This is a genomic window from Anoxybacteroides voinovskiense (genome assembly GCF_014196205.1).
In the GTDB taxonomy this organism is placed as follows: Bacteria; Bacillota; Bacilli; order Bacillales; family Anoxybacillaceae; genus Anoxybacteroides; species Anoxybacteroides voinovskiense.
Genome location: NZ_JACIDE010000004.1, coordinates 92,852 through 119,356 on the forward strand (window position 1 = coordinate 92,852; position 26,505 = coordinate 119,356).

Below are 26,505 nucleotides of genomic sequence, written 5' to 3' on the forward strand. Positions count from 1 at the left end.
CCGTGCGATCCTTTGTTTCATAGCACTTATTTCGGGCTTCCGGTTCTTTCGCGCACCGCAATGCACGCGGCAATTTGTTCGCCGTGGAAGCGGCCGTTTTCAATAAAAATTTCGTTGGCGTTATTGCCAGCAGCAATGACCCCTGCAATGAAAATGCCAGGGACGTTCGTTTCCATCGTGTCTGGATCATAAAGCGGACGCCCCGTTTCTTCATCGATGCCGACGCCCATGCTTTTTAAAAAGTCATGGTCAGGGTGATACCCGGTCATCGCAAACACAAAATCGTTCTTTATCGTTTTTACTTCGTCGCCGACTCGATAAATGACCGCATCTTCGGTAATTTCTTGCACGTGGGCGTTAAATTCCATTTGGATGACACCTTGGCGAACGAGCGCATCAAACTCCGGCAAAATCCACGGTTTAATGCTTGGCGAGTACGCGCTGCCGCGATATAAAACCGTCACGCGCGCGCCTGCTTTTACTAACTCAAGCGCGGCATCGACGCTTGAATTTTTCCCGCCGATGACGACACAGTCCGTATTATAATACGGATGCCCTTCCTTAAAATAATGCGTCACTTTCGGCAAGTCTTCGCCAGGGACGTTCATGTAATTCGGATGGTCGTAATAGCCGGTCGCCACAATGACGTACTTCGCTCGGTACGTTCCTTTTGTCGTTTGCACAAAAAACGTGCCGTCTTGTTGTTTTGTCACTTGCTCTACTTTTTCAAACGTTTGCACGCGAACTTGTTTTCTTGTCACTACTTCACGGTAATAGACGAGCGCTTCGTTCCGCTTCGGTTTGCGACGCTCGGAAATAAACGGCACCCCGCCGATTTCGAGCCGGTCGCTCGTACTAAAAAACGTTTGGTGCGTCGGATAGCGATAAAGCGAATGCACAATATTTCCCTTTTCTATTACAAGCGGTTGATAACCGACATCTTGCAACGAAATCGCCGCCGCAAGCCCACACGGTCCTCCGCCGATGATGATGATTTGTTCTTCTTTCAAGGTGATTCCCCCTCACAACAAAAATCCCCTACCGTAACATGATAGGGGATTTTTTCGTCCATTGCAATTAAATCCAACCGCGGAAACGGCACGCTTCCGCCATTTTGCGGACGCCGACCATATACGCCGCTAAGCGCATATCGACGCGGCGAGTTTGCGCCGTTTCGTACACGTTATTAAACGCTTTGACCATCACCTTTTCTAACTTTTCTTCGACTTCTTCTTCCGTCCAGTAGTAGCCTTGGTTGTTTTGCACCCACTCGAAATACGACACCGTGACACCGCCAGCGCTCGCTAATACGTCTGGAACGATTAAAATGCCGCGCTGCGTTAAAATTTCCGTCGCTTCTAACGTCGTCGGCCCGTTCGCTGCTTCGACGACGATTTTCGCTTTAATATTGTGGGCGTTTTCTTCGGTAATTTGGTTTTCAATCGCTGCCGGAACTAAAATATCGCATTCTAGTTCGAGCAATTCTTTGTTCGTAATTGTATTTTTAAACAGCTTCGTGACCGTTCCGAAGCTATCGCGGCGATCGAGCAAATAATCGATGTCGAGGCCGTTTGGATCATACAGCGCTCCGTATGCATCGGAAATACCGATGACTTTCGCACCGGCATCGTGCATAAATTTCGCTAAATAGCTGCCGGCGTTGCCAAACCCTTGAACGACGACGCGCGCGCCTTCCAATTCAATGCCTCGTTTTTTCGCTGCTTCGCGAATGCAAATCGTTACCCCTTTAGCTGTTGCCGTTTCACGACCGTGTGAGCCACCCAACACAAGCGGTTTTCCAGTAATAAAGCCTGGCGAGTTAAACTCGTCGATGCGGCTATACTCATCCATCATCCACGCCATAATTTGCGAGTTCGTGAACACATCAGGCGCCGGAATGTCTTTTGTCGGACCGACGATTTGGCTAATTGCTCGGACATAGCCGCGGCTTAAGCGCTCCAATTCGCGGAACGACATGTTGCGCGGGTCGCACACGATGCCGCCTTTTCCCCCGCCATATGGCAAATCGACGATACCGCATTTTAAACTCATCCAAATCGAGAGCGCTTTCACTTCGCGTTCTGTCACGTTTGGATGGAAACGAATGCCCCCTTTTGTTGGTCCAACCGCATCGTTATGTTGGGCACGGTAGCCGGTGAAAATTTTTACAGTCCCGTCATCCATGCGCACAGGAATTTTCACTGTCAGCATGCGAATCGGTTCCTTTAATAGCTCGTATACCTCTTCCGGATACCCGAGCTTTTCCAACGCTCTATGTATGACGATTTGCGTTGCTTTTAAAACGTCGTGCTTGTCTTCATGCATTTCCTCGTTGGTATGCTTGTCGGCTACCATACGTAAACCTCCCATACAAATCACTTTATATGATATTGTCCACCTTTCATGTCATAGTATACACCTTCCGTTTCGTTATGCAAAGCAAAAAAATCAAATTTTTTGCCATTTTTTTCGCGTTTGTAACCGTTTACATCGTTTTTACATCAATGAATGTATCATTTTTCCTTTTTTTATACATACATGAATAATGTTTTGTAAAAAAACAAAAAAACAGATCCCTTCGGAAAGGAATCTGCCGAAAAAACTAGCGGGCAGGGAAATAGCGAACAAGTTGCTCCACCGCGCGTTCGTCGATTAATTTTTTGCCGTACTCCGCCACACGATGAACCGTGATCGTTGCAGAGCTGCCAAACTCCGCCAAAATGGCGATAAAATCATCGGTCGCAATCGGCGGCTCTTCCGATACGTACAAATAAAAGCGACCGTTGTACGAATATAGCGTGCCGTCTACGCAGCCGATTGTATACAGACGATGAGCTAACTGAATGACATCTTCAAACGTTTGGAATTCATAAAATATATCTTCACTTTCATCAAGCGTCACTTGCATTTCGATATAATCATCAGCGAACTCTTCGTCGATATCAAAATCTTGGTCTTCGCTCGTTACGATCACAACCATTCCCTGTGCCGGTAAAGAGTACACTTCCACCGCTATTGAACCGTTCACTTCAAAGCCGAGTTCTTCGCTTGCTTCCTCAATCATGTCGCGAAATAATTGCTGCACTTTAAACGTATCTTTCCATAAATCGTCCTTCGTTAAGCCGCGATCCATTAAATCGTCAAATGTGAGGAAAATTTTAATTTTGTTGTGGGTTAAGCGCTCTAAACGCATCAACACCCCTCCTTACCTACACAGCCATCTTCTTATGTTCATTGTATGAAAAAAACTGTAAATGGTTCTATTGTTATTATTGAGTTTACATCGTTTTTCGCCATTTAGACAAGCGTAATATACTTACAAATGCAATTTTTTCTCCCACTCCGTTTTCGTCTTTCCAATGTAGCACGGATGGCGCTCCACCCCGTGTCCAACGACGCCAACGGTACATGCCATCTCCGCCTCTATCGCCGCACGCCATTCCTCGTCAGCCGTTTGCTCGCCCGCAAGCAAAAGAAACGTTGGCTTTAGCTGTTCGACCGCCGCGAGAACGTCCGCTATCGACACGCGGCCATTCATATATACGACGCGAATGCCGCGAATGGAAAGATACGCGGAAACAAAAAGAAGCGGCAACGAATCCTCTTCGCAAGCAATCGCTAACGCTGTTTGGTTCGACGCGCTTGAAAACGTAAGAAGCAGCGTCCGTAATTTCGATGCAAAAAACGTATAGGCGAACTGGCGTTCGGCGTTCGTTAGCGAGTCGGTGCGTGAAAGCGCCTCGTAAAGCGCTGGAAGCTGTTCACCGACGACTTTTTCGACGCTATAGACGCTCATCCATTCATCCCATAGTTGCTTTAGTTTTCTTTCATCAAACAAAGCAGCCGCCTGCACGCACGAACGAAACGCATCGTCCGTTTCTTCGTTTGTTTCCAATAGCGCAATGGCTTGGCGAACGGTGAGCCCTTCTTTCGTTTTCGCCACGATTTTTCGCAACATTTCCACTTGTTCATCTGTATATAGCCGATGCCCTGATTCGCTTCGTTGGGGAGCGATCATTTGGTAGCGGCGCTCCCACATTCTTAGCGTCCCCGCCGGAATCCCAACCATCGCTTCTACTGCTTTTATGTTATACTTCCCTGTCATCGCCCTTCCCCCGTCGAATTGTTACGATATTTGCTTCGGCAGGAACGCCAAAACGAAGCGGCACGTTTGTCGTTCCATAGCCGTTGCTGACAAATAACGTCGTACCGTTCTTCTCTTTAACGCCGCCTTTTTCATATAGCCCGAAGCGCCCGAGCCGAATTTGTCCGCCGTGCGTATGGCCGCTTAAGACGAGCGAAATGCCATGTTGCGGCTGAATGATCCGAACGATGTCTGGATTGTGGCAAACGACGATGCGAAACGCAGATTCGTCCACTTCCGCTATCGCTAAATCGAAACGAGCACGTCGTTTGCTTATATCATCAATTCCGATCAATGCTACTTTTTCACCTATTTCAGATTCAAACATCGCGGCGCTATTTGCCAATACATGCACCCCTTCTTGCCATAAGAGCGCATCGAGTTCGCGATAGTCCGCTTCATAATCGTTATTTCCCCACACGAAATAAACTGGACCGATTTGCTTTAACCGGCGAATGTTTTCTTTGACGCGCTGGAACGGAACTCTCTTTTCCATTAAATCGCCACCAATGACGACGAAATCGATGTTTCCTTTGACACGTGCAAGAAGTTTTTCCGAAACCGTCCGCCGGTGAATGTCGGAAATAAAAAAGATGGTCAACGCCCGCACGCTTTCCGGAAAAGTTGGAAACGACAATTCAACGGAAACGACGCGGTTTCGGTGCGCCTCCCACCACATATAGCTAAATAAGCAACCGATTATAAATAAAATCCACATAATGCCTCCTACTAGACGGATGCTCACAATCCTTTTTTTAATAACCATCCATTTTTTGTCACTAAAAAGATAGGAATAGAGCCATTCTTGTATGTCCTACCGTATTTTATACCGGCGACCGTCCGCCAAATCTATCGATATCATACCATAAGCAACAGAAAAAAGGAAAAACAATAGCGTCAGCCGCTCATTTAGCTGAAACAGCCAATAAAAGCTCGGCAAAAGCAACACGCTCAGCCCCCACTCCTGCCACCGGACTGGCTTTCGCACGAGAAGGCATAACGCTTCTTCCAAAAACGTCCGGACGACCGCTGCATTGGCGACAAACCCGACAAAAAAGCAAACCATCGCTAAAAACGAACGAAGCGGATGGAACGTAAAGTCGGTAATAAAATTTGTCCAGACAAACGGTGTAACGACCGGTGCCCACGAAATCATTAAATAGCCGCAAACGTTTCCAATCAGCAACCATACGAGCATTCGGCGCATCGAATCCCCCCTTTCTTTACATGTATTCACGAAAAAAGAAAGGCATGAATCAAAAAATGAGTCATAAACATAAACTGAAGTTTTCCTGCAAAGGAGGGGGATCGTGTTTACGACACGCAAACAATATGAACCGTACGTCAGCCCGTTTGACCCGTGTGTGCCGATTCGTGTCAAAACGTACGTCACACCGCCAAATCTTTACATCCCTTTTCAGCCAACGAACTTGCCGCAATTTCCGCTCCACGAAGCATTAAGAAAAGGAACGCTTTGGAAAGTGTTTTACGACCCATATTATGGCCCATACGAAGCGAAAAAAGGTGATGGCGCATGAAGCAACTGCCAAAAGAGTATTATGAACTGCTCGAACAGCTACAAATGGTCGATTTTGCGCTCGTTGATTTAACGCTTTACCTTGATACGCATCCGAACGACTATCAAGCGATTCAACAATTTAACCAACTGGCGCAGCAGCGGAAACAGCTAAAAAAACAATACGAAACAACATACGGTCCTCTCCAGCAATACGGAAACAGCTATTCCAACTACCCTTGGAATTGGGACGACACGCCGTGGCCATGGCAAGTATAAGAACGGGGAGGAAAAACGATGTGGATTTATGAAAAAAAGCTGCAGTACCCAGTGCGCGTCAGCACATGCAACCCGAAGCTGGCGAAATATTTAATTGAGCAATACGGTGGCGCCGACGGGGAATTGGCAGCGGCACTCCGTTATTTAAACCAGCGGTATACGATTCCAGATAAAGTAGTCGGATTACTAACCGACATCGGCACCGAAGAGTTTGCCCATTTAGAAATGATTGCGACGATGGTCTATAAGCTGACGAAAGATGCTACTCCCGATCAGCTAAAAGAAGCGGGGTTAGACACCCATTACGTCAACCATGACAATGCGCTGTTTTACCATAATGCCGGCGGTGTTCCGTTTACCGCTGCTTATATTCAAGCAAAAGGCGATCCGATTGCTGATTTATATGAAGATATCGCTGCCGAAGAGAAAGCGCGCGCAACGTACCAATGGATTATTAATATGAGCGATGACCCTGATTTAAATGACGGGCTGCGTTTTTTGCGCGAGCGGGAAATTATTCATGCCCAACGGTTTCGCGAAGCAGTAGAGCTATTAAAAGAGGAGCGTGATCGCAAAAAAGTTTTCTAGCGGTGAAAATAGCTGGATGCCAACGAGCATTCAGCTATTTTCATAAAATAAATTAATGTCGTACTTCGTTTTCATCATCGTAAACCATTCGTGCCGCTTCTTCCATTCGTCTTCTGTTCGCCATAAATCGGCGCTTTTTTGAATAATTTCGCAGCGAAGGGCGTGAAACTCTTCTTCCGCTTTATCACATTTTTTTTGGTATACGCCCATGACGAAAATTGCTGTTCCAAGCAAAAACAAGAAAAACAAATGGTTCGCTTCGCCAAAAAATGCGACGACTTTCGAACTAGCAGGGCGAGGAGAAAGAAGAATTTCCCAAACAACATACGCCAAAAACGCTACACTTCCGACGATGGTAGCGATTTGCACTAGCTTTACTTTCGTTTTCCATTGATCTAATTTTTCTTTTTTCTCAATGACGCCAAGCAACATTTGCTTTGTCACTTCATCCGTTATCCCCGACAGCCAATCGTTCACGGCGCTCGTACCCCTTTATCCTGTCTTTAGTTTTACCATATGTACAAGCGCCGGTCGTTAGAACTCGTTATTTGGTCAATTCCATCACGGGAATTTGTAATACTTGCCCTTGATAAAGTTGCGCGCTTTGTAAATGATTCCAATGTTTAATAATATCCATTCCATCTTTCGTTCCATAATAGCGCATCGCAATGCTAAAAAGCGTTTCGTTTGCTTCGACGACGTGGGTAATCACTTGCTTGTCGCTTGCTGTTTTTTCCGAGGGCGTGGTCGTCTCGTTTTCTTTTGTTTCTGTTTCCGGCATCGAAGAAACAGGCATTTCTTCTTTTGGCGGTGTTTTTTCGTCGAGCGCAATCGGCTCATAGCTTTCGCTTTTCTTTATTGGTGCAACCGTTCGTTTATCGCCCATATAGTAAATGGCAAAAATAACGAGCGGCAATAAAATAAAAAAGAGCAATAATAGCCGAACGAGCGGATATTTTATTTTCCATTTCGTCTTTTTTTCTTTTGTTTTATGCACTTCGCTGCGCGGCGGAAGCGATAGCACATCCGGCTCTTTGTTTTCTTCCGTTTTTCCTTCCATTTGTTTGCGCAGCTGTTCTGCTTGGTCATGCATATTGTTCACCTCAATTTCCTGATGCGTTTCGCAAATAGTCAAGACGAATGTGAACGGCTAGGACAAAATCAATCAAAAAATGGGCGACAATCGTTACCCAAAGACTTCCCGTCACCTCATACAAATACCCGAGGAAAAAACTGATGAGCACTACCATCAAAAATAAAACCGGTTTCGTTACATAGCGAACGTGCAAAAGCGCGAAAACAACACTCGTCAGAAAAAGCCCGAAATAAGTTTGCAGCACGCCACGAAATAGCCATTCTTCGCTAAAAGCAATCAAACCACATAGCCAAATAAGCTGTGGAAACGAGCGCGTTTGAAACATTTTTTCGTTAATGCCGCCATCGTCATACCAATCTTCCGGCAAATAGCGCATCATCAGAAAATCAAGCGCTAATACAAAAAGTGCCCCGCCGCCCCCGTATAAGACGACTTCTCGAAAATCAAAGCGCCACATGTGGCGAACGGTCGGCCAATCCAAAAGAAATACGGCAATGAAGATAGAGGTGACTAACAGCAATAACTGCGTCATATACAAATGAAGCAATATTTCGCGTTCACTCATCGATTGGATGGTTTCTCTTTGGTTCATGTATATTCCTCATTCCAGAACATTCGTTTTAGTTCTTCTTCCCAGCCGCGAAACGCCCGCACTGGCTCGTCTTGCCGCTTGAACTGGTAGCTGTCAAGCGAAAACGTGCAACGGTTACAACAGTGGGCTGGTTTCTTTTCTAATCGCTGCTCAAAGTAAGAAACGATTTGTTCCCTAAGACAGAACGGTTGAAATAAAAACGAACGCATTTGTCTAAGCTTGCTTCGCTTCCAATGCTTTCTCGCTTCGATTGCCGCTTGAATATTGGCGATGATTTCTTCGACTGTACGCGCCTTCGTCCGTTCTTTTTCTACCATATAGTGCAAGAGACGCCATTGTACTTCATTTATTTCGACCATCGAACGCACATCGTTTCCGTACGCCATAAACAAGCGAACTTGTTCTTCGGTTGGCAATTCTGCTTCTATAAGCGATTGTACCATGTCTTCATCGCCGTGCGTATATAGTAAAATCGCAAGGCTATTTTTCCCATCGCGGCCAGCACGTCCGATTTCTTGCACGTACGCCTCAAGTTGGCTCGGCAAATGAAAGTGAACAACGTACCGGACGTTTTCTTTATTGACACCCATGCCGAAAGCGTTCGTACAGCAAACGAGCTGCAACTGATCGCATAAAAACTGATGTTGGACGAGCATCCGCTGTTCCGAATCCATTCCGCCGTGATAATAGGCGACCCCTTCGATCCCTTCCGCCTCTAGCTTCCGTGCCAGCACTTCTGTCCATTGCCTGCTTGATGCGTAAATCATTCCCGGACCTTGCAACGTTTTCGCATAGTGTAAGACGCGCGCTAGTTTTTCGTCGACAGAATCGACACATTCTACTTGAATCGCAATATTTGGTCGGTCAACAGAATAAAGATGCTGGCGAACGTTTGTTAATTGCAGCGTTTCGATAATGTCATTTCTCACGTCTTTCGTTGCGGTCGCCGTTAGCGCTAAACATGGGGGATTTCCTAACTCGCGGCGAATCGCCCCTAATTTAAGAAAGTCGGGCCGAAAATCGTGCCCCCATTGCGAAATACAATGCGCTTCATCAACAACAAAGAGCGAAATCGCGATTTGTTTTAACGCCTTTTGCCAAAGTGGAGATTGCAATATTTCCGGAGACGCGTAAATAAAGCGAAAATGTTGTAAATTCGCGAGCGCCCGTTTTTTCATTTCGTCCGGCAAAAAACTGTTTAACGCAATTACCCGCTTTTCCCCGCGCATTTTTAGCTGCTGCACTTGGTCTTCCATTAAAGAAACGAGCGGCGACACAATTAAAACGCTCCCTGACAATACATAGCCTGGCAGCTGGTAACAAACCGACTTTCCTCCGCCTGTCGGAAGCATTGCTAATACGTCGTTTTTCGCGAGGACGTCTTCGATAATTTCTTTTTGCCCTAAGCGAAACGTACGGTAGCCGAACGTTTCGTATAACCGTTGTTCAAGATGCACTACTCTCCCCTGCCTTTGCCAATACGAGGCGAATTTCAAAATAGCTAATCTCTTCCCCAACCGCATCGCGAATTTTTTTTAGCTGCCGCGTCTTTAGTCGTGTAGCTGCTTCAATAATTTTTCGCCTCGCTTCTTCCGCCACAAACGGCGCAATCGAAAAATCACGGACGTTTGCGGCAATCTCAACTACATGGTCTTCAATCGTATTCGGTTTTAAGTGGCGAATGCGGGCAATTTCCGCAATCGTTTTTCCTTTTATTAGCCATTCGTACGTTTTTTGCGCAGATAGTGTTAACGAAACTGACTTCACTAAATCTTTTATAACATTATGCAATATCGGAAATTGTTTCGGCTCACGTTCCGCTCGTTTCATCATATAATGTAGTACGTGCTGAAACGTAAGCTGAACGTACAGTGGGTCTGTTTGCAAACATGCAGCGATTTGTTCGTTCGTCCAACCAATGCGCTCAAAGCTTGTCAGCCTTAAGGTAAAAATCGTCGCTTCCTCTTCTGACAGCGACGAACAAATGGTGTGAAGCTCGTCGTGAAGCGCCTGTGCCAATGCGTGTGGATTTTTTGCCATTAAATACGTTCTCACCCACGCAAACGTCGCTTCGTGCCGGTGAATCGGAATAAATTGGTGGCGATGCACAAGGTTCGAGAGCGTCTGCACCGTCAGCGACAGCCGATACCAAAATAATCGATCGACCGTATCATATAAAAGCCCGTTTAAATGGGTGAAAAAGGTAGCGGACAACAACCATTCATGAAGCGCTTCTTTACCTGCCTCCGTTAACACGTACGACCGTTCATCGACCGACACAATCCATTGGTTTTGTAAAAGTTGCATAGCTGCTTGCTCTAATTCTCCAAGCGAAAGTGTTTTATATATTCCGAAAACGCGCTCAAGCTGAAACCATTTGCTATCTTGCAACGTTTGCGCCGATTTTTTTCCTGTCAACAAATGATATACCGCCGCCAGCGAACGTTCGCCATTGAAGCGGTGTAAACAATATAAAAGCAAATACGAAAGCATGTTGCTCCCCCCATTTCTTTTATTTTAACAAAAGTTCCCGTACGTTTAAACGGTGCATAAAGCGGAGAAACTATCTTCGTGCCGCTATGAAAGCTATTCTCACTGGACTTTTCTATTGAAAAGTTTGTCAAAGCGCTTTATTATAGGAATAGGGAAGGTGTTCTCTATTACATAACGTGCGGCCAACTGGTCGCAAATTCATTGGGGAGGTTTTTTTCATGCCAAAGTATACAATCGTTGACAAAGAAACCTGTATTGCCTGTGGGGCTTGCGGAGCTGCTGCTCCAGACATTTACGACTACGACGATGAAGGCATCGCGTACGTAACGCTTGACGACAACCAAGGAATCGTAGAAGTTCCAGATATTTTAATCGATGACATGATGGACGCATTCGAAGGCTGCCCAACCGACTCGATTAAAGTAGCTGACGAGCCATTCGACGGCGACCCGAACAAGTTTGAATAAGAAAATTCCCCTCTTGTTGTCACAAGAGGGGTTTTCTATTGCTAGCTTTTGTCACCCTATTTTATAATAAAGAAGTATACATATCAGGTAAGGAGGAAAAGAACTGTGGCTTTTGAAAACAAAGTGGTAGAAGCGTTTATTGAAATCCCAACAGGAAGCCAAAACAAATACGAATTTGACAAAGAGCGCGGCATTTTCAAACTCGATCGCGTTTTGTTCTCGCCAATGTTTTATCCAGCAGAATACGGCTATTTAGAAAACACGCTTGCGCTCGATGGCGACCCGCTTGACATTTTAGTCATTACAACAAACCCAACGTTCCCTGGCTGCGTCATCGACACGCGCGTTATCGGCTATTTAAACATGGTCGACAGCGGCGAAGAAGACGCAAAATTAATCGGTGTGCCAGTCGAAGACCCTCGCTTTGACGAAGTGCAAAGCATCGAAGACTTACCGCAACATAAATTAAAAGAAATTGCCCATTTCTTTGAGCGCTATAAAGATTTGCAAGGCAAGCGCACAGAAATCGGCACATGGGAAGGCCCTGAAGCAGCCGCAAAACTCATCGACGAGTGCATCGCTCGCTACAACGAAACGAAAAAACAATGACCACCCGCTCCTTAAGTGAACCACCGTTCGCTTAAGGAGTTTTTTTTGACGAAATTCCGAACGTTCCACATAAAAACGCTTACATTTGTATGACTTCTTCTCATTTCATTGACAGCCATGCATTCCTATGATAAATTATCAGAAATTTAAAATTGTTGTTGCAGAAAGGAGTGCTTCACGTTGTTCCGCATTTTAGTGTCTGATTCAATGAGCGAGGAAGGATTGGCGCCTTTACGAAAATCCGAACAAATTGAAATCGTGCAAAAAAAGGTGACAGAAGTCGAAGACCGCCTGCATGAGTTTGATGCGTTGCTTGTTCGCAGCGCAACAAAAGTAACAGAAGAACTGCTAGAAAAAATGCCGAATTTAAAAATTGTCGGCCGCGCTGGAGTTGGCGTCGATAACATTGACGTCGATGCGGCGACGCGCCATGGGGTGGTTGTCATTAACGCGCCAAACGGCAATACGATTTCAACCGCTGAACATACGTTTGCGATGATGGCAGCGCTCGTCCGCCGCATTCCGCAAGCGCACATTTCCGTCAAATCAAGGGAATGGAACCGCAACGCCTTCGTCGGCAATGAGCTATATGGCAAACATTTAGGCATTATTGGCTTTGGCCGCATCGGTTCAGAGGTCGCAAAACGAGCGCGAGCGTTTGGCATGAAAGTGCACGTGTACGACCCGTTTTTAACGAAAGAGCGGGCGGAGAAGCTCGGGGTTACGGTTTGTACGCTTGATGAAGTGCTTGCCCTTTCCGATATTATTACGGTACATACACCGCTCACGAAAGAAACGAAAGGGTTGCTTGGCGAAAAAAATCTCGCCAAAACGAAAAAGGGAGTCTATCTATTAAACTGTGCCCGCGGCGGCATTATTGATGAAAAAGCGCTCCTTCAATTTTTAGAAAACGGGCATGTCGCTGGAGCAGCGCTTGACGTGTTCGAAAAAGAACCGCTTGGCGACCATCCGCTCCTTTCCTTTGACAACGTGATTGTCACACCACACCTTGGAGCATCTACCGTCGAAGCACAGCTCAACGTCGCCGCACAAGTAGCGGAAGAAGTGTTGCAATTTTTAGAAGGAAAACCGGTCACTTCATCGATTAACTTGCCGACATTATCGAAAGAAGTGTACGCGAAAATTCAATCGTTCTACACCCTTGCGAAAAAAATGGGCATCCTTGCGTCCCAGTTTATGAACATCCCCGTTCAAGAGATTACCGTCACGTATGCAGGAACGGTGGCTGATTTAGAAACGACGTACATTACACGAAGCTTGCTTGCAGGCTTCTTAAAACCGCGCGTCGCGTCGACCGTCAACGAAGTCAACGCAGCAATGATTGCAAAAGAGCGCGGCATTACGTTCGGCGAAAAATTTTCCGACGACACGTACGGCTATGCCAACTGTATTTCGTTAACAGTCTATGGGGAAAACAAAGTGTTTACGATGAAAGGAACGCACATCCCGACCTACGGCGACCGCATCGTTCAATTTGACGGCTTTTCGATCGACTTTGCGCCGGAAGGACACCTCTTGTATATTCAGCACCATGACAAACCAGGGATGATTGGCAAAGTCGGAAACGTCTTAGGCGCACACGACGTCAACATCGCAACGATGCAAGTTGGCCGCCAACAAGCTGGCGGAAAAGCGATTATGATGCTTTCATTAGACAAGCCGCTCGAAGAAGACGTGCTGCAAACGTTAATCAACATCGGCGATATTGAAACAGCGAAAAAGTTGGAAGTTTGATTCATGATACTAATAGTTTCATAGAAAAAGGAATGGAGCCCCCATTCCTTTTTTCTGTGAAACTACGCATATTCGTTTATCCTAGCGGCACTGCCTTTCGTTCGCCTTTTTGGAACGTCATTAGCTCGGTGTAGCCAACTTCTTTCGCTAACAAAATCGCTTTGTCAAAATCGGCGCCGACGTGTTCTGGAACGTGAGCATCGGACGAAAGCACGATCGGGATTTTTTTATCGTAGCACATTTGTAATAGCCGCTTATCTGGATACAGCTCTCCTACCGGCTTCCGAAGCCCTGCCGTACTAATTTCGACGCACGTTTTTGAATTGGCAAGCGCTGTCGTTGCCCGGTCGTATTGTTCAAGTAAAAATTCTTCATCTTCTGGAACGTAGTTAAAAATTTTGACCAAATCTAGATGGCCGACAATGTCAAACAAATTCGATTCTGCTAACGTCACGACCTGGTCGAAATATTTGCGGTATGTATCATATAAATCCCGCCGCTCCCATTCTTTTCGATATTCCGCCAAATCAATGCCAAAATCATCGACCCAGTGAATCGAACCGATGACGTAGTCAAACTCATAGGCGCGAATAAACGCTGCCATTTCCGCATGCTTTCCTGGCGTATAGTCCATTTCGACCGACATTTTCACATCGATTCCCGCCTCCCACGCTTCATGGAATAAACGGACGTAATCTGCCATGTCATAATATCGGCGCTCGTCGACCCACGGATTAGAAAGAATGTCTTTCGTTTGGTAGAAATGGTACGCATGTTCCGAAATGCCAAAGTGCTGAATCCCTTTCCGCGCCGCTTCATCGGTAAACTGCTTTAAATAATCGAGCGTCAACGTTCCCCGTTCTAAATGGTTATGATAGTCTGTCAGCATCTGAATCTCCTCCCGTTATGTTTTTCTTCTCATTATAGCCGCTAATGAACGGAAGGACAATCATTTTCCCGAATTTTCAAACTTAGTTCGCAAGTCCAATCATAAATAGCAACCGAATGCACACCACCATTCCAGCCACCGCAAGCAACCGCTTTAACACATCACCCATCGCTTTACTCCTCCTTTTGTCATTTCCGCCATATATGTATTATGTAAAAAAAGGAAGGAGTAGAACCGGTTTTATTCGACAGATGAAATGAATTCACTAAAATATTTCACCTGTATATTTTCTGTTTGTATGACCGCAAGCAATAACTTTTTATCGAACTCATCCTCTACCGGTTTTTCAAGAAAAAGAATATTTATTTTACTTGACGCGGAGTGAAGTAATTCATAAAACTCGTTTCGTTCAGCATATCGATCGATAAACACACCTTTTATGACATGTTCTGTTTGTAACTGTCGGATGAAACGATTAATAATTTCGATTGCTTCTTCTGTCTGTTGCTTTTCCTTCATTTGATAATAAATCGCGATTGTTGCCAATGGAACCAACCCCTTCTGTTAGGGTTTTGCCAAAGCGGGCGATAATATTTTAACACTTCCACAACCACGGAACAATAAAATTTGCTATAATGGAAACAGGACAAATGTTCGTTGGAGGTGTTCCGTTTGCTGTACCGCTTTATTGACCTTTTTGCCGGTATTGGAGGTATGCGCCTTGCATTTGAGCCATATGGCATTTGCGTCTTTTCATCCGAATGGGATGTAAAAGCACAAGAAACGTATATAGCGAATTTCGGCGAAAAACCGCATGGAGATATACGAACAATCGATGCAAAGGCTATTCCCGATCACGATATTTTGCTAGCTGGTTTTCCGTGCCAGCCGTTCTCTATCGCCGGAGTGAGCAAAAAAAAATCGTTAGGAAGACCGCACGGATTTCTTGATGAAACACAAGGAACGTTATTTTTCGATATTGCTCGTATTTTAAAGGAAAAACAACCACAAGCGTTTTTATTAGAAAATGTAAAAAATTTAAAAAGCCATGACAAAGGAAGAACATACCGCGTGATAAAAAATGTATTAGAGTATGAACTTGGCTATACAGTATATGACGCGGTATTAAATGCAAAAGGGCTTGTTCCACAAAACCGTGAGCGTATCTACATTGTCGGCTTTAAAAAACCGATTAAGTTTGAATTCCCTAAAATTCCCGAAAAAGGACCAGCACTTCACACTATTTTAGAAGAAAACGTAGATGATAAATATACTTTGTCAGATAAATTATGGGAATATCTTCAATCCTATAAAGAAAAGCATGCCAAAAAAGGAAATGGATTTGGATACGGATTAGCTGATTTAAACTCTTACAGCAGAACATTATCTGCTCGATATTATAAAGACGGTAGCGAAATTTTAATTCCTCAAAAAGGAAAAAATCCTAGGAGATTAACTCCGCGAGAATGTGCTCGTCTGCAAGGATTCCCAGAAACATTCAAAATTGTTGTTAGCAATACCGCCGCATACAAACAATTTGGAAACAGTGTTGCTGTTCCTGTCGTACAACTTATTGCGGAAAAAATGATTCAAGCGATTGAAAGAGATGAAATCATTGAAAACAAGCAGAATGTAAAAGAGGGAAGCGTCGAATATGCAACAAAATAATAGTGGGAAAGTAATGAACGCTATAGAAGCGGCCAAAACATTTGGTCGCTTTTATTGCAAAGTAATTTCTGCTAACGACGTCGACTTGACCGGAGGACATCAAGCAGGGATTTATATTGCCAAACAAGCATGGAATATTTTTTTAAAAGAAAAAGGAAAAAAAGGCGAGAACAAAGATAAACTGATAAAAATCTATATTGACGGTTATAGTCAGTTTGAAAGTCGTGTCATTTATTACGGGAAAGGGACACGAAATGAATATCGGCTTACTCGTTTTTGGAACAAGTCCCCTTTTCATAAAGAAGAACAAGTGGGAAATTTAATTATTTTTATTCCGATAGACGAAGAGAGTGTTAACGTTTGGGTTTTGGATAAAGAAGAAGAGATAGAGCTATTTTTGAATACATTTTCTTTATCCTTGGTGGAAAACCATGCCGTATACGATGAAGGCAACATACAAGATATTGACCTGTCTGAAAAAATGGAACAAGAAATTGAAAAAGCGGCTGCTTTATTTCATGATTTTCCTGAAACTATTCAACTCGCGGAAACTGCAAGAGCTGTGCATAAACGTGTATATAAGAAAAAATTTCCACCTGATCAACTTCTCTTAGAATGGGTAAAAACAGAATATAACGTTTTTAGAGCCATTGAAAAAAATGTATATAAGGACTATTTAACAACTCCCTTTAACGATTTAGAAACGCTGATTACCGTCGCCAACAGCGTATTAAATAGAAGAAAAAGCCGGGCTGGAAAATCTTTAGAACATCACGTTGATTTTTTATTAACTTCCTATAACATTCCATTTAGTCATCCTGGAAAATCAGAAGGAAATAAAAAACCAGATTTCTTATTTCCATCTAATGAGGCATATGCCAATTTTTCATTTCCTGAAAAAGATTTAATTTTTTTAGGAGTAAAAACTACTTGTAAAGACCGGTGGAGACAAATACTGAACGAAGCAGACAGGATAAAAGAAAAACACTTATTAACGCTTCAACAAGGGATATCACCGAACCAATTAGAAGAAATGGAAACGGAGAAAGTAACTCTCGTCGTTCCGAAACCGTACCACTCATTTTACCCACCAACGTATCGACACAAGCTGTGGACAATTGAAAAATTCATACGTTTCGCTGAAGAAAAATATAAGTGAAAACAGGTGCCCCTTTTTTTAAGGGCACCTGTCGAACTATCGCACCGGCAGCGGGTTCGGGGCGACGGGTACGGTGATTTTTTCGTTCCACCGGTACGGTCCGATATGGTCAACGTTTCCGCCCGTAAACGTTACCGACCGAAAATGAAACTCTTTCGCCGTCAATAAAATCGCCTCGAGCATCCATTGGGACGAAGCAGCATCGGCAAATGAGGAGTCGGCCGTAAATTGCACAACGAGCTGGTCGTTTTGTGTCTGAACAGACGCAATATGCACTTCTTTCGCAATCGACGGGCGAAATGCACCGGACGCCGTCTGCATGCTTTCTAACGCCTTCTCAATTGTCGCAAACGATTGCTGCGATGGAACTAAAAGCATTGGTGCTCCTTCTTTTGGCGTATAAAAATAGTAGGCGCGCTGTTTTGGCGAAATCGCTATTGTTTCGAGATGCCCTGTGTTCGGCAAATCAATCCCTTTTTTCGTTTCCGTAAAAAATAAGACGCTTGTCCCGCCTAACCAGCGAATCGTTTCGTCAATGCTGGCAAGAAACATCTCCTCGCCCGTAGAACCGCTAGAAAATACAGGATGTGTGCTTGGAAGGCGAACCGTCCATTCGTTTTTACGAGACGCCGTGATAGTAACGCCTTCTAGCCACTTCGCATCTAATCCTAAATCGACGAGTTCGCCTTTTACTGCTTCTAGTTGCTCGTTAAGCGTCGTTTGGGCTTCCACAGGAATGCTCACCGGAATAACCGCTTGGGCACTTGCGTCGGGAAGACCGAAAACGACCGCGTTTCCGCTCATAAGCACCCGTGAAGAAACAGACGTTTCATTTGCTTGCATCGTCATTTGTTGTTTTTGTGCGGATTGTTCTCGTTTCATCATCGTCGACATTTCTGGCTGTTCTTTTTTGTTTTCTGGAGAAGAAGAATAAAGCGATCCCCCAATGATAACAAATAAGCACGCTGCCGCTACCGAAACAATCGCTGGAACGATGCGAGCCGACCGTTTTGGTTGCTTAGAGCGCGTAATTTGCTCATAAATCGCTGCTTTCGAACGGCGGTCTTTTACGCGTGGCATTTGTCGTAATAATGACTCGATTTCTTCCTCATTCCATTGGGATTTTCTCATGGTGCCAGCCTCCCTTCGCTGCTTCTTCCATTTGTTGCTTCAGCCGTTTTAACGCACGATGTTGCGTCGTTTTCACTTTGCTCTCCGTCCAGCCGAGTGTTTCTGCTGTTTCGGCGACCGATAGCCCTTGAATAAAGCGAAGGACAACGACTAGCCGCTGATCGATTGTGCAATTCTCTAAACAACGATACATCAGCTGAATTTCTTCGCGTTGTACGGCTATTTCCTCCGGAAGCGGACGGTTGTCTTGTGTACTCCGATCGAACGCTTGCATCATTTTCGCCCGAAAGCTTCGTTGCTTGCGAAAAAAATCGATCGCCACATGTTTTGCAATCGACAACAGCCACGTTTTTTCACTGCTTCTTCCTTCAAACCGATCGTAGGCGCGCAATACTTTCATATATACTTCTTGAACAAGGTCTTCCGCCTGTTCCTTGTCTCGCACCATATAAAATAAAAACTGAAACAGTTCTTGATGGTATTTTTCATATAGTTCATCGAAGACGGAGTCCATCCATTCCCCTCCTGTTCTACTCCATTAGTCGAAAATCGTGTTGGTTTCGTTACAACAATCGCAAACAGAAAAAGGGAGAAACACATCTCCCTTTATAATTGTAGCTCAATAGGAAAAAAATAGTTTTTGACTAATGTACGAATCGCTTGTTCCTCTTCCGGAAGAAAGCTCACTAGTAATGATGTTGCTGGTCCTGAGGATGCATCCAAAGGAAGTGCACAGTGATACGATAAAGCTACTATTCCGTTGTCATCAAGTAGTTGCCTAAGTTCATATGCTATTCCTTTTGAACCGACCGGAACGAGTTCCAAAACAGCGGGATGTTGAAGCAGATGCTTAAACAATGACAGCGGGACGACGCGATCATGCCGCTCCAACACGTCATTACCTACAAGCGGTTCACCAATAACAGCAAATTTCGCTGTTTTTGGTGTTATCTTTATTTTCTTTTTTGCGCGCTTCACTTTCCCAATCACCGTAACACCAATTGCTGACTGTAATGTTGGAAAATTGGATTCTGTGCTGCCAACAATCGGAATGGAAATTAGCAGTTCAGAAAATGTTTGCTGGATGCCTGAACATAACGTTTCCCAATATTTATCACCAATAAAATTTTGCAACACAACAGCAATCGGCTCGGCACCAACACACATCGCTTCCATCAATGCTACACGAGCAGCGAAATATACCACCGTTTCGTACGGTGCATGAACAAAATCATCCTCTTTCAGCCCAACCGCTGCAGCACCGTCTGCAGCGATCACTAATTCTTCTTCGTCAGAAAGCGGCAAAAACAACACATCACGCATGGAACGTCTTTCCCTTAACTCCTATTTTTAATAACGCTGGGATAACAGTAAACGCAACCACCATATTGACAGCCGTCCCAATCGCAAGCGCCGGAATAATTGCGACGACAAAAGCACTTCCCATGAAGAATAGAAACGGAAGAGGGGCAATCAGCGCATTTCCAATCCAAAAAATAGTGTATGCACCCTTTTTCCAACCACGAGAAAACAGCCAGCCAAATAGATAAACAATAATCCCCATTTCTAAAGCGACCAGTCCGTGAAACATTCCTAACGGAAAGCCCGCGAACCACGCAGAAGAAAGATGCCCCAACGCAGCAACAAGCGCTCCCTCTTTCTTTCCGAGCAGCGCACCGGCTACAAGTGCCGGGGCACTATCTAAGGCAATGCTGCCAAGACCAGTTGGAAGCTTTAACATTGAACCAACAACAGATAAACTGATGCATAACACAACACCAGCCAACTGCTTCAAATCTTTCATGATTTTTCCCCTTTCTCCCGAAACACGATCGCGCTTCGTTCGTATTCGACGTCAGGAACACCTAGCCGAGCGTTAACGACGCGAGCGACGGCGAAAAAGTAGTCAGACAGGCGGTTGATGTATTGCAACACAATGTCATTAATCGGCTCGTTTTTGCTCAGCGACACGATGCAGCGCTCCGCTCTTCTCGTCACCGTCCGCGCAACATGAATGGCAGCGGCTGCTTTCGAACCGCCTGGCAAAATAAATTTCTCTAACGGCGGCGCTTCTTTTATATAAGCATCGATTCGCTCTTCTAAAAACGTCACCATCTCTGCCGTTACTTTATACGGAAGCTTTCCATTAACAATCGCCAAATCGCCGCCGCAGTCAAACAGCTCGTGCTGAATTTTTTGCAATTCGGCATAAATGTCTTGAAACGCTTCCCCGTCAAGGAGCGTCATCGCTTGGCCGACAAACGAATTCACTTCATCTAACGTCCCGTACGCCTCGACGCGCAAATGGTCTTTATCGACCCGCCCGCCAATTAAACTCGTTTTCCCTTTGTCGCCTGTTCTTGTATACAACTTCATTTTCCTCTTCCCCCTTATTTCATTCGCTCCGCTAGCCCGCACCAAATGCGGTCAACACGGGTGCATTGTTTTGCTAATTGTTGGTAGCACCATCCGGTCACATCGCGCCACTGCCGCTCCTCTTTTTCCATCGGCACAATCCCTTGCGTAATGTCGCAACCAATCCAAATGACGTGCCGTCCTTCCGCTCCGCGCTCCCATTCGTACCACACTTGAAAAAACGACTCCCAATACGCCCGTTCCGGCAACCGGCGAATGAATGCTTCCACGCCTTCAAAAATGACCGTATGCGCCGTTGCTTCGCTCGGCAAAAACGCCGCTTGCGTATAGCCGCTGCACCAAACGTGCGCTATTTTTGTCAATTGGTAGTGCTCCACGACCCATTTTCGCTTTCCTTGAAACGCACCTCCGACAACGAAATGCATCGCACTCGTTCCTCCCATCGTTCCGACACTAACGTAAATCCGCCACCAAACGGCACCGTCCACTCCCAAAACGGTTTTTCCATCGGCGCATACCGTTCTAATACATAACGAATCGGTCCACCATGCGTCACAATGACAACATGCGCAGCCAACCGGCGTTTGGCAAGCGCGATCGTTTCCGTCAGCGCTTTTTCGATTCTCGCTTGAAACTCGCGGTAATGCTCCCCGTTCGGCGGTGCGACAGTAAACGGCGAATCGAGCCATTTTCTATACTCTTCTACTTCTTTCAACTCCGCATACGTTTTTCCTTCCCAATCGCCAAAATTTATTTCGCGCCAAGCGCTTCTTTCATATACGGGAATCGTTTCGGCAAATAAGAGGCGGCACGTTTGCCGGCATCGCCATAAATCGCTTGTGACGACAAAATCCGGCGAACACGCGGCCGACACGTTCCGAAGCCGCACAACTTCTTGCTCTAAAAGCGGCACATCCGAAAAGCCGATGTACCGCTTTTCTTCGTTTTCTTTCGTCATGCCGTGACGAATGAACGTAAGAGCCAAACGAGAAACCATAGCCACCCCTCCGTTCCTTCGACAAAGGCGCCAAGCATATCGCCAGTAATGCCGCCAAATTGCCGGTCATAAAATGACTGCGCACTCCTCCAACTAAAAATCGCCCCGAGCGTAAGCGCCGCCGTTTCGACCGGATAAGTGGCTCCAACAACGATTGTCCCTATACTTAACAAAAGGAGAATAAAGCGCGTCTCGCTTTTCGTCACATGTTTGCGAAACGCCGCTGCCATCCCATTCGGTTTCGCCAATTTCCCATACGATAATAAAAGCGCCATAAACGACCGCGAAAAAAACGGAATGACGATAAAGATAAGCGGCGCTACGTGCCCGATTGTTTCATATAAAAAAACGAAGCGAAACGAAAGAAGAAAAACAAGCGACAAAACCGCAAACGCTCCAACGCGCGAATCTTTCATAATCTCAAGCCGTCGTTCTTTATCCCGATAAGAAAAAAACGCATCGCTAACGTCCATCCAGCCGTCCGCATGCAAACCACCCGATAAAAAAATCGCCAAAAACAAAAGAAAAAGCGCAAGAAATAATGGCGAAACCGATGTTTGTAAAAAAAGCCAATAAACAAGCGCCTGCACGCTACCAACGACCAACCCGACAACAGGAAACATCCGAACGGACCAGCGCGCCGTTTTCGCTTCCCACGGAACTTCTTTCCTGAGCGGAAAAACGGTTAAAAACTGAAGCGCCAAACATAGCCCGCGCCATCCTACCACATAAACCCCTCCCCTTTTTTCACAATCGGAATGCCGTGCTGCACAACGATGGCGGACGAAGCAGCGCGAACGACTTGCTGATGAAGCCAGCCGAGCATTTTCATAAAATGGTACGTTCCCGTATCTTGTAACACGCCGCCCGAAAATAGTTCGTTGGAGACGATGACGACCGCTTTAGAAACGATAGAAAGTTTTTTCACTGTCGCCAATATATGTTCCGCTTTTTGCCGACAGTACGATTCGTTTTCCCAGCCAGGTTCATGAAACAATTCGTTGGCTAACCAGTTCGTTAAGCAATCTAGCAAAATCACATCTTCGGCGCGAAACGCTCCGATAAGTTCATGCACATGACGCGGCTGTTCCCACGTTACCCATTCGACCGGTTGCAAACGTCTAGCTTGTTGGTGGCGAATGACTCGTTCGCGCATCTCTTCATCGGTCACCGTTGCCGTAGCGATGTAATGAATCGTGCTATGTTGCGAAGCGATGGAACGAACGATGTGCTCCGCTACCCCGCTTTTTCCGCTGCGCACGCCGCCGCTAATAAAAATCATCATGTTTGCCACCTTTTAAGAAAAGATAATAGCCGGTCATTCTCTTCCGTCGTTTTCACCGAAAGGCGCAAATAACGCCCATGCAATCCTGCAAAATTCATCGTATGGCGCGGAACGATTCCCTCTTTTAATAGACTGTACAGAAGCGGTTCTACTGGCTTGTTTAGCGGACGAAGCAAATAAAAATTGGCAACGGACGGAGAAACGTAATACCCCGCTTCCTGCAAGACCGACGCCACCCGCTGTCGTTCGCGGGCAATCATACAGCGCGTATGCGCCACAAATTCATTCATCGGCAAAAAATGCAGCGCTAACTGTTGGGCCAGTTGACTGACACTCCACGCCGGCTGCAATGCTTTTAATTTTTCGATCATCGTTGCATTCGCGGCTACATAGCCGACGCGCGCCCCGGCTAAATGATAAATTTTTGTTAACGAGCGCACGACAATGAGATGAGGAAACGATGAAATCCATGGCACTGTTGTATATCCCCCATCCCAAAAATGATAAAACGCTTCATCGATGACAACAAATTTCCCGCCTTCATCCGCTGCTTGCACGAGCGCATACAGTTCTTCTTTCTCCATTGCCGTACCAGTCGGGTTATTCGGCTGGCAAAGAAACAAAACATCAACTTGTTCGAGCAAAGCAAATAGCGCCGACATTTCATGCCCCCACCCGCTTTCTTCCGCCGAAACAAGCGATTTTACGGTGCAGCCATTTGCTAGACACGCCCGCCGATATTCCGAAAACGTCGGCTCTAATATGCCGACACGTTTCCCGGAAAATAATCGAGCGAGTAAATCAATGCATTGCGACGCCCCGTTTCCGACAAAAATGTGCTCGTCCGAAAGCTGTTCTGCCTGCGCAAGCGCGCGAATCAATTCTGTCGCCTCTGGGTCAGGGTATTCACTTGCCCAACGACAAAAATCCGCCTGCGAAGGCCAAAGCGAAAGCGGCAACGTATACGGGTTCGTATTTACGCTAAAATCAAGCAGCCGCTCAGGAAGCGACAACCCGATTGTTTCATAGAAACGGTGCGGATTTGCCCCATGTGATGGCCAATTCAACGATCATCCCCCCTATTAACAGCAGCACAACAAACGCAAACAAAGTTCGCCACATCACAAAAACCGCTTGGCGAATATGCTCTTTCGTTAACGCATGCATCGCATCGCCAATTTTCGGGCGCTCGGATATGACTCCTCGATATGTATTCGTTCCGCCAAGCTGCACGCCTAAAATCGCAGCCATCGCCGCTTCTCCCCAGCCGCTATTTGGGCTTGGATGTTTGCGCGCATCGCGCCATAATAGCCGAGCATGGCGACGGAGCGAACGGCTGTTAGCAAACAGCATCACCCATGCCGTCAATCGGGCAGGCACGTAATTTAACACATCGTCCAATCGTGCCGACGCCCAGCCAAATTCACGGTACGTGTCGTTTTTATACCCAACCATCGAATCGCACGTATTGACCGCCCGATAAACAAGCGCAAGCGGCGCCCCACCGATAAGGGCGTAAACGAGCGGGGCAGTAATGCCATCGCTCGTATTTTCCGCCACCGTTTCGACGCAGGCGCGCACAATTTCCGGCTCGTCGAGCGTTTCGGTATCGCGTCCGACAATCATGCTCAGTTCTTTCCGCGCCTTTTCGATATCGCCATGCTCTAACGGAACGAGCACGCTCCATGCCGCTTCTCGTAAACTTTTTGCCGCAATCGTCGTAAAAATACATACCGCTTCGACGATGACCCCGACTACCGGCGATAGCTGGTAACTTAGCAAAACGAGTGCATAGCTAAGCGCGAAAACGGTGGCGATGACGACCATTACCGCAACCATCCCTTTTATTCGCCGAGCACGTCCTTTATTGAGATGACGGTCAAGCGCAGCAATCAACGCCCCCATCGCTCGTACCGGATGCGGCAGCCAGCGTGGGTCGCCGATGAAAGCGTCAAGGACGACCGCACCAACTATCGCGTATAAATGGTAAATCATCGGCGCTCCCCTTTCCGCTTTTCGTAGTTTCGTAACGCATTTATCGTCGCTTCATATACCGCGCGTCCAATTGCTTTCCCGAGCGCGGTCGCCGACCCCGCATACGCGTATTCTATCCCTGTTTGCGAAGCGGCGATGGCGATGCAGTCGGTCGATGTGCCAGTAGCGATCGTGTTTGTCGCCGGATCAAGCACCCCTTCATCGCACAACGCTTTCGTTTTCGCTTCCGTCGCCGTCATGACCGCCTGTACAAACGCTGCATCTGTCAACGTTCCGTCAATAAAAATCATCGTATTAATCGTACCGACCGATGAAGAAGCGTTTTGCTGCCATGCTTTCGTGACATCGACCGCATTGCCGACGCCAGCCGTCACCATTACACATAAGGAAACGCCGCTATCTTTTTCGTAAACAAACGCAGCGTCTTCGACATAGACCGCTGTCATCATGCCAATCGTTTGTTGCACATCAAACGAGCGCTCGCGCAAATATTGCTTCATTTCTGCTTCGGGGTCACTAGAAGTGTATTGCTTCGGTACATGGCGATTGACAAAATAACGCGCCCATTGAAACCCAGCGCCAACAACGGCAGAAGAAAGCACTTTAAACGGCTTTTTCGTTGTGATTACGAGCTGTTCGCTCGTTGTTGTCACGGTGATGGATGCCAATCCTTCGCTCATATGCTCTACATGCGGCAAAAACGTTACAAGCGGTGCGGGCAACGCCGGGTGCGCTTGCCGGCGTACCGCAACGTGAAATACGCGCTCAATCGTCGTTTCTTCCATCAATTCGCTAGGCGTACCGCTCGTTACCACACGACCTTCATGAAGCAACAAGAGACGGTCGCAGTAAAGGCTTGCTAAATGAAGGTCATGAAAAATCGCCACAACCGTCAATCGCTTTTCGTTCGTCCACTGTTTCAATTCATCAAGCAAACGCACTTGCTGGGCGATGTCCATATGGTTTGTCGGCTCATCTAATAACAACAACTTCGGCTCTTGAGCGAGCGCCCGCGCCAAATAGACGCGCTGGCGTTCACCGCCGCTTAGTTGGTCGATTGGCTGTTGCTGCTTCGCAAGCAAGCCGGTTTTTTCCAACGCTTCTTGCACAGCTCGTTCGTCTTCTTCTGTCCATTTCGGCAATAGCCCGTGCTGATGGGCGTAGCGCCCAAGCTCTACCGTCTCTTTTACCGTATAGCCAAACGCCGCGTCCACACTTTGCGGCAAAACGGCAACGGTACGCGCCAACTGCTTCCGCGAAAAAGAAGTAAGCGGCATGTTGTTTAGCATCGTTTCCCCTTCTTGTAACGGAAGCTCTTTACTTAATAGTTTTAATAACGTCGTTTTTCCGCTTCCGTTTGGTCCTAAAATGCCGAAAAACTCCCCTTGCTCGACGGCAAACGATACACGATGAAGCACTTGTTTTGTTCCGTACCGATAAGACAATTCCTTTACTCGCAGCATTTT

Annotated in this window: 33 protein-coding genes; 8 read left to right on the plus strand and 25 right to left on the minus strand. The window is 46.2% G+C overall.

Going from position 1 to position 26,505, the window contains the following annotated elements; all coding sequences use genetic code 11:
* Positions 1-26: 26 nt before the first annotated feature.
* From GGR02_RS03785 to GGR02_RS03810, 6 genes are all read right to left on the minus strand, one after another.
* Positions 27-1,010 (minus strand): YpdA family putative bacillithiol disulfide reductase, encoded by a 984-nt coding sequence (locus GGR02_RS03785; protein WP_183183410.1) that lies wholly within the window; start codon positions 1,008-1,010, stop codon positions 27-29.
* Positions 1,011-1,077: 67 nt separating this feature from the next.
* Positions 1,078-2,355 carry a Glu/Leu/Phe/Val family dehydrogenase gene (locus GGR02_RS03790; protein WP_183183411.1) on the minus strand — a complete coding sequence of 426 codons (1,278 nt, stop codon included), beginning with the start codon at positions 2,353-2,355 and terminating at the stop codon, positions 1,078-1,080.
* A 247-nt stretch (positions 2,356-2,602) separates the two neighbouring features.
* The gene (locus tag GGR02_RS03795; protein WP_183183412.1) at positions 2,603-3,193 is read right to left on the minus strand and encodes a genetic competence negative regulator; all 591 of its coding nucleotides are present in this window, start codon (positions 3,191-3,193) and stop codon (positions 2,603-2,605) included.
* A 123-nt stretch (positions 3,194-3,316) separates the two neighbouring features.
* Positions 3,317-4,105: a MerR family transcriptional regulator gene (locus GGR02_RS03800; protein ID WP_183183413.1), complete on the minus strand. Its 789-nt coding sequence runs from the start codon at positions 4,103-4,105 to the stop codon at positions 3,317-3,319.
* Positions 4,089-4,865, minus strand: a complete 777-nt coding sequence (locus tag GGR02_RS03805) for a metallophosphoesterase (protein WP_373286605.1) — start codon at positions 4,863-4,865, stop codon at positions 4,089-4,091. Before GGR02_RS03805 ends, GGR02_RS03800 begins: the two co-directional genes overlap by 17 nt.
* A 93-nt stretch (positions 4,866-4,958) precedes the next feature.
* Positions 4,959-5,351, minus strand: a complete 393-nt coding sequence (locus GGR02_RS03810) for a hypothetical protein (protein ID WP_183183415.1) — start codon at positions 5,349-5,351, stop codon at positions 4,959-4,961.
* A 103-nt stretch (positions 5,352-5,454) separates the two neighbouring features.
* On the opposite strand from GGR02_RS03810, the gene GGR02_RS03815 reads away from it, so the two are divergent.
* The 3 genes from GGR02_RS03815 to GGR02_RS03825 are packed head-to-tail and all read left to right on the plus strand — an operon-like array spanning position 5,455 to position 6,527.
* The gene (locus tag GGR02_RS03815; RefSeq protein ID WP_183183416.1) at positions 5,455-5,682 is read left to right on the plus strand and encodes a spore coat associated protein CotJA; all 228 of its coding nucleotides are present in this window, start codon (positions 5,455-5,457) and stop codon (positions 5,680-5,682) included.
* On the plus strand, positions 5,679-5,939 hold the full coding sequence (locus GGR02_RS03820; protein ID WP_183183417.1) for a spore coat protein CotJB: 261 nt from the start codon (positions 5,679-5,681) through the stop codon (positions 5,937-5,939). The genes GGR02_RS03815 and GGR02_RS03820 overlap by 4 nt, the downstream gene beginning before the upstream one ends.
* An 18-nt stretch (positions 5,940-5,957) precedes the next feature.
* Entirely contained in the window at positions 5,958-6,527 is a 570-nt protein-coding gene (locus GGR02_RS03825; RefSeq protein WP_183183418.1) for a manganese catalase family protein, read from the plus strand.
* A 30-nt stretch (positions 6,528-6,557) separates the two neighbouring features.
* On the opposite strand, the gene GGR02_RS03830 is transcribed toward GGR02_RS03825, so the two are convergent.
* The 5 genes from GGR02_RS03830 to GGR02_RS03850 form a co-directional block, all read right to left on the minus strand.
* Complete coding sequence (locus GGR02_RS03830; protein ID WP_229706081.1) at positions 6,558-7,004, minus strand: YpbF family protein; 447 nt, start codon at positions 7,002-7,004, stop codon at positions 6,558-6,560.
* 67 nt (positions 7,005-7,071) lie between these two features.
* Positions 7,072-7,620: a LysM peptidoglycan-binding domain-containing protein gene (locus tag GGR02_RS03835; protein WP_183183498.1), complete on the minus strand. Its 549-nt coding sequence runs from the start codon at positions 7,618-7,620 to the stop codon at positions 7,072-7,074.
* 10 nt (positions 7,621-7,630) lie between these two features.
* Positions 7,631-8,215, minus strand: a complete 585-nt coding sequence (locus GGR02_RS03840; RefSeq protein WP_229706080.1) for a CPBP family intramembrane glutamic endopeptidase — start codon at positions 8,213-8,215, stop codon at positions 7,631-7,633.
* The gene (locus tag GGR02_RS03845) at positions 8,212-9,672 is read right to left on the minus strand and encodes a RecQ family ATP-dependent DNA helicase (protein ID WP_229706079.1); all 1,461 of its coding nucleotides are present in this window, start codon (positions 9,670-9,672) and stop codon (positions 8,212-8,214) included. Before GGR02_RS03845 ends, GGR02_RS03840 begins: the two co-directional genes overlap by 4 nt.
* Positions 9,662-10,708 carry a YpbB family protein gene (locus tag GGR02_RS03850; protein ID WP_183183420.1) on the minus strand — a complete coding sequence of 349 codons (1,047 nt, stop codon included), beginning with the start codon at positions 10,706-10,708 and terminating at the stop codon, positions 9,662-9,664. The genes GGR02_RS03845 and GGR02_RS03850 overlap by 11 nt, the downstream gene beginning before the upstream one ends.
* 218 nt (positions 10,709-10,926) lie before the next feature.
* Here GGR02_RS03850 and GGR02_RS03855 point away from each other — a divergent pair, with 218 nt between their 5' ends.
* The 3 genes from GGR02_RS03855 (at position 10,927) to serA (ending at position 13,539) form a co-directional block, all read left to right on the plus strand.
* Positions 10,927-11,175 (plus strand): ferredoxin, encoded by a 249-nt coding sequence (locus tag GGR02_RS03855; protein ID WP_181554223.1) that lies wholly within the window; start codon positions 10,927-10,929, stop codon positions 11,173-11,175.
* A 105-nt stretch (positions 11,176-11,280) separates the two neighbouring features.
* Positions 11,281-11,784 carry an inorganic diphosphatase gene (locus GGR02_RS03860; protein ID WP_183183421.1) on the plus strand — a complete coding sequence of 168 codons (504 nt, stop codon included), beginning with the start codon at positions 11,281-11,283 and terminating at the stop codon, positions 11,782-11,784.
* A gap of 180 nt (positions 11,785-11,964) precedes the next feature.
* The gene (gene serA / locus GGR02_RS03865; protein WP_183183422.1) at positions 11,965-13,539 is read left to right on the plus strand and encodes a phosphoglycerate dehydrogenase; all 1,575 of its coding nucleotides are present in this window, start codon (positions 11,965-11,967) and stop codon (positions 13,537-13,539) included.
* A 76-nt stretch (positions 13,540-13,615) separates the two neighbouring features.
* Here serA and GGR02_RS03870 read toward each other — a convergent pair whose 3' ends face one another.
* Together GGR02_RS03870 and GGR02_RS03875 are read right to left on the minus strand one after the other, a co-directional pair.
* A complete protein-coding gene (locus GGR02_RS03870) occupies positions 13,616-14,428 on the minus strand; it encodes a histidinol-phosphatase (protein ID WP_183183423.1) in 813 nt (270 codons plus the stop codon).
* 240 nt (positions 14,429-14,668) lie between these two features.
* Positions 14,669-14,974 carry a hypothetical protein gene (locus tag GGR02_RS03875; protein WP_183183424.1) on the minus strand — a complete coding sequence of 102 codons (306 nt, stop codon included), beginning with the start codon at positions 14,972-14,974 and terminating at the stop codon, positions 14,669-14,671.
* A gap of 126 nt (positions 14,975-15,100) precedes the next feature.
* Here GGR02_RS03875 and dcm point away from each other — a divergent pair, with 126 nt between their 5' ends.
* Together dcm and GGR02_RS03885 are read left to right on the plus strand one after the other, a co-directional pair.
* Positions 15,101-16,096 (plus strand): DNA (cytosine-5-)-methyltransferase, encoded by a 996-nt coding sequence (gene dcm / locus GGR02_RS03880; protein WP_229706078.1) that lies wholly within the window; start codon positions 15,101-15,103, stop codon positions 16,094-16,096.
* Positions 16,083-17,255: a type II restriction endonuclease gene (locus GGR02_RS03885; RefSeq protein ID WP_183183425.1), complete on the plus strand. Its 1,173-nt coding sequence runs from the start codon at positions 16,083-16,085 to the stop codon at positions 17,253-17,255. The genes dcm and GGR02_RS03885 overlap by 14 nt, the downstream gene beginning before the upstream one ends.
* 36 nt (positions 17,256-17,291) lie before the next feature.
* On the opposite strand, the gene GGR02_RS03890 is transcribed toward GGR02_RS03885, so the two are convergent.
* The 12 genes from GGR02_RS03890 to GGR02_RS03945 form a co-directional block, all read right to left on the minus strand.
* Positions 17,292-18,386, minus strand: a complete 1,095-nt coding sequence (locus GGR02_RS03890) for a GerMN domain-containing protein (protein WP_183183426.1) — start codon at positions 18,384-18,386, stop codon at positions 17,292-17,294.
* On the minus strand, positions 18,364-18,900 hold the full coding sequence (gene sigX, locus GGR02_RS03895) for an RNA polymerase sigma factor SigX (protein ID WP_183183427.1): 537 nt from the start codon (positions 18,898-18,900) through the stop codon (positions 18,364-18,366). The genes GGR02_RS03890 and sigX overlap by 23 nt, the downstream gene beginning before the upstream one ends.
* Before the next feature lie 92 nt (positions 18,901-18,992).
* The gene (locus tag GGR02_RS03900) at positions 18,993-19,709 is read right to left on the minus strand and encodes an AIR synthase related protein (protein WP_183183428.1); all 717 of its coding nucleotides are present in this window, start codon (positions 19,707-19,709) and stop codon (positions 18,993-18,995) included.
* Positions 19,702-20,190, minus strand: a complete 489-nt coding sequence (locus tag GGR02_RS03905; protein WP_183183429.1) for an ECF transporter S component — start codon at positions 20,188-20,190, stop codon at positions 19,702-19,704. Before GGR02_RS03905 ends, GGR02_RS03900 begins: the two co-directional genes overlap by 8 nt.
* The gene (locus GGR02_RS03910) at positions 20,187-20,762 is read right to left on the minus strand and encodes a cob(I)yrinic acid a,c-diamide adenosyltransferase (RefSeq protein WP_183183430.1); all 576 of its coding nucleotides are present in this window, start codon (positions 20,760-20,762) and stop codon (positions 20,187-20,189) included. Before GGR02_RS03910 ends, GGR02_RS03905 begins: the two co-directional genes overlap by 4 nt.
* A 14-nt stretch (positions 20,763-20,776) precedes the next feature.
* Positions 20,777-21,187, minus strand: a complete 411-nt coding sequence (locus GGR02_RS03915) for a bifunctional adenosylcobinamide kinase/adenosylcobinamide-phosphate guanylyltransferase (RefSeq protein ID WP_183183431.1) — start codon at positions 21,185-21,187, stop codon at positions 20,777-20,779.
* The gene (locus GGR02_RS03920; RefSeq protein WP_183183432.1) at positions 21,121-21,759 is read right to left on the minus strand and encodes a histidine phosphatase family protein; all 639 of its coding nucleotides are present in this window, start codon (positions 21,757-21,759) and stop codon (positions 21,121-21,123) included. Before GGR02_RS03920 ends, GGR02_RS03915 begins: the two co-directional genes overlap by 67 nt.
* Complete coding sequence (cobS, locus tag GGR02_RS03925) at positions 21,717-22,487, minus strand: adenosylcobinamide-GDP ribazoletransferase (protein ID WP_183183433.1); 771 nt, start codon at positions 22,485-22,487, stop codon at positions 21,717-21,719. The genes GGR02_RS03920 and cobS overlap by 43 nt, the downstream gene beginning before the upstream one ends.
* Positions 22,481-23,041, minus strand: a complete 561-nt coding sequence (locus tag GGR02_RS03930; protein ID WP_229706077.1) for a bifunctional adenosylcobinamide kinase/adenosylcobinamide-phosphate guanylyltransferase — start codon at positions 23,039-23,041, stop codon at positions 22,481-22,483. The genes cobS and GGR02_RS03930 overlap by 7 nt, the downstream gene beginning before the upstream one ends.
* Positions 23,041-24,111, minus strand: a complete 1,071-nt coding sequence (cobD, locus tag GGR02_RS03935) for a threonine-phosphate decarboxylase CobD (RefSeq protein WP_183183435.1) — start codon at positions 24,109-24,111, stop codon at positions 23,041-23,043. Before cobD ends, GGR02_RS03930 begins: the two co-directional genes overlap by 1 nt.
* Positions 24,068-25,036 carry an adenosylcobinamide-phosphate synthase CbiB gene (cbiB, locus tag GGR02_RS03940; protein ID WP_183183501.1) on the minus strand — a complete coding sequence of 323 codons (969 nt, stop codon included), beginning with the start codon at positions 25,034-25,036 and terminating at the stop codon, positions 24,068-24,070. The genes cobD and cbiB overlap by 44 nt, the downstream gene beginning before the upstream one ends.
* Positions 25,036-26,502, minus strand: coding sequence for an adenosylcobinamide amidohydrolase (locus GGR02_RS03945; RefSeq protein WP_183183436.1), 1,467 nt, complete (start codon positions 26,500-26,502; stop codon positions 25,036-25,038). Before GGR02_RS03945 ends, cbiB begins: the two co-directional genes overlap by 1 nt.
* Positions 26,503-26,505 lie beyond the last annotated feature (3 nt).

Coding starts and splice junctions, on each gene's coding strand:
- GGR02_RS03790 (WP_183183411.1), bottom strand. CDS start 2,355: ATGGTAGCCGACAAGCATACCAACGAGGAAATGCATGAAGACAAGCAC.
- GGR02_RS03795 (WP_183183412.1), bottom strand. CDS start 3,193: ATGCGTTTAGAGCGCTTAACCCACAACAAAATTAAAATTTTCCTCACA.
- GGR02_RS03800 (WP_183183413.1), bottom strand. CDS start 4,105: ATGACAGGGAAGTATAACATAAAAGCAGTAGAAGCGATGGTTGGGATT.
- GGR02_RS03810 (WP_183183415.1), bottom strand. CDS start 5,351: ATGCGCCGAATGCTCGTATGGTTGCTGATTGGAAACGTTTGCGGCTAT.
- GGR02_RS03820 (WP_183183417.1), top strand. CDS start 5,679: ATGAAGCAACTGCCAAAAGAGTATTATGAACTGCTCGAACAGCTACAA.
- GGR02_RS03825 (WP_183183418.1), top strand. CDS start 5,958: ATGTGGATTTATGAAAAAAAGCTGCAGTACCCAGTGCGCGTCAGCACA.
- GGR02_RS03835 (WP_183183498.1), bottom strand. CDS start 7,620: ATGCATGACCAAGCAGAACAGCTGCGCAAACAAATGGAAGGAAAAACG.
- GGR02_RS03840 (WP_229706080.1), bottom strand. CDS start 8,215: ATGAACCAAAGAGAAACCATCCAATCGATGAGTGAACGCGAAATATTG.
- GGR02_RS03850 (WP_183183420.1), bottom strand. CDS start 10,708: ATGCTTTCGTATTTGCTTTTATATTGTTTACACCGCTTCAATGGCGAA.
- GGR02_RS03855 (WP_181554223.1), top strand. CDS start 10,927: ATGCCAAAGTATACAATCGTTGACAAAGAAACCTGTATTGCCTGTGGG.
- GGR02_RS03870 (WP_183183423.1), bottom strand. CDS start 14,428: ATGCTGACAGACTATCATAACCATTTAGAACGGGGAACGTTGACGCTC.
- GGR02_RS03885 (WP_183183425.1), top strand. CDS start 16,083: ATGCAACAAAATAATAGTGGGAAAGTAATGAACGCTATAGAAGCGGCC.
- GGR02_RS03890 (WP_183183426.1), bottom strand. CDS start 18,386: ATGAGAAAATCCCAATGGAATGAGGAAGAAATCGAGTCATTATTACGA.
- sigX (WP_183183427.1), bottom strand. CDS start 18,900: ATGGACTCCGTCTTCGATGAACTATATGAAAAATACCATCAAGAACTG.
- GGR02_RS03900 (WP_183183428.1), bottom strand. CDS start 19,709: ATGCGTGATGTGTTGTTTTTGCCGCTTTCTGACGAAGAAGAATTAGTG.
- GGR02_RS03905 (WP_183183429.1), bottom strand. CDS start 20,190: ATGAAAGATTTGAAGCAGTTGGCTGGTGTTGTGTTATGCATCAGTTTA.
- GGR02_RS03910 (WP_183183430.1), bottom strand. CDS start 20,762: ATGAAGTTGTATACAAGAACAGGCGACAAAGGGAAAACGAGTTTAATT.
- GGR02_RS03915 (WP_183183431.1), bottom strand. CDS start 21,187: ATGCATTTCGTTGTCGGAGGTGCGTTTCAAGGAAAGCGAAAATGGGTC.
- GGR02_RS03920 (WP_183183432.1), bottom strand. CDS start 21,759: ATGGTTTCTCGTTTGGCTCTTACGTTCATTCGTCACGGCATGACGAAA.
- GGR02_RS03930 (WP_229706077.1), bottom strand. CDS start 23,041: ATGATTTTTATTAGCGGCGGCGTGCGCAGCGGAAAAAGCGGGGTAGCG.
- GGR02_RS03945 (WP_183183436.1), bottom strand. CDS start 26,502: ATGCTGCGAGTAAAGGAATTGTCTTATCGGTACGGAACAAAACAAGTG.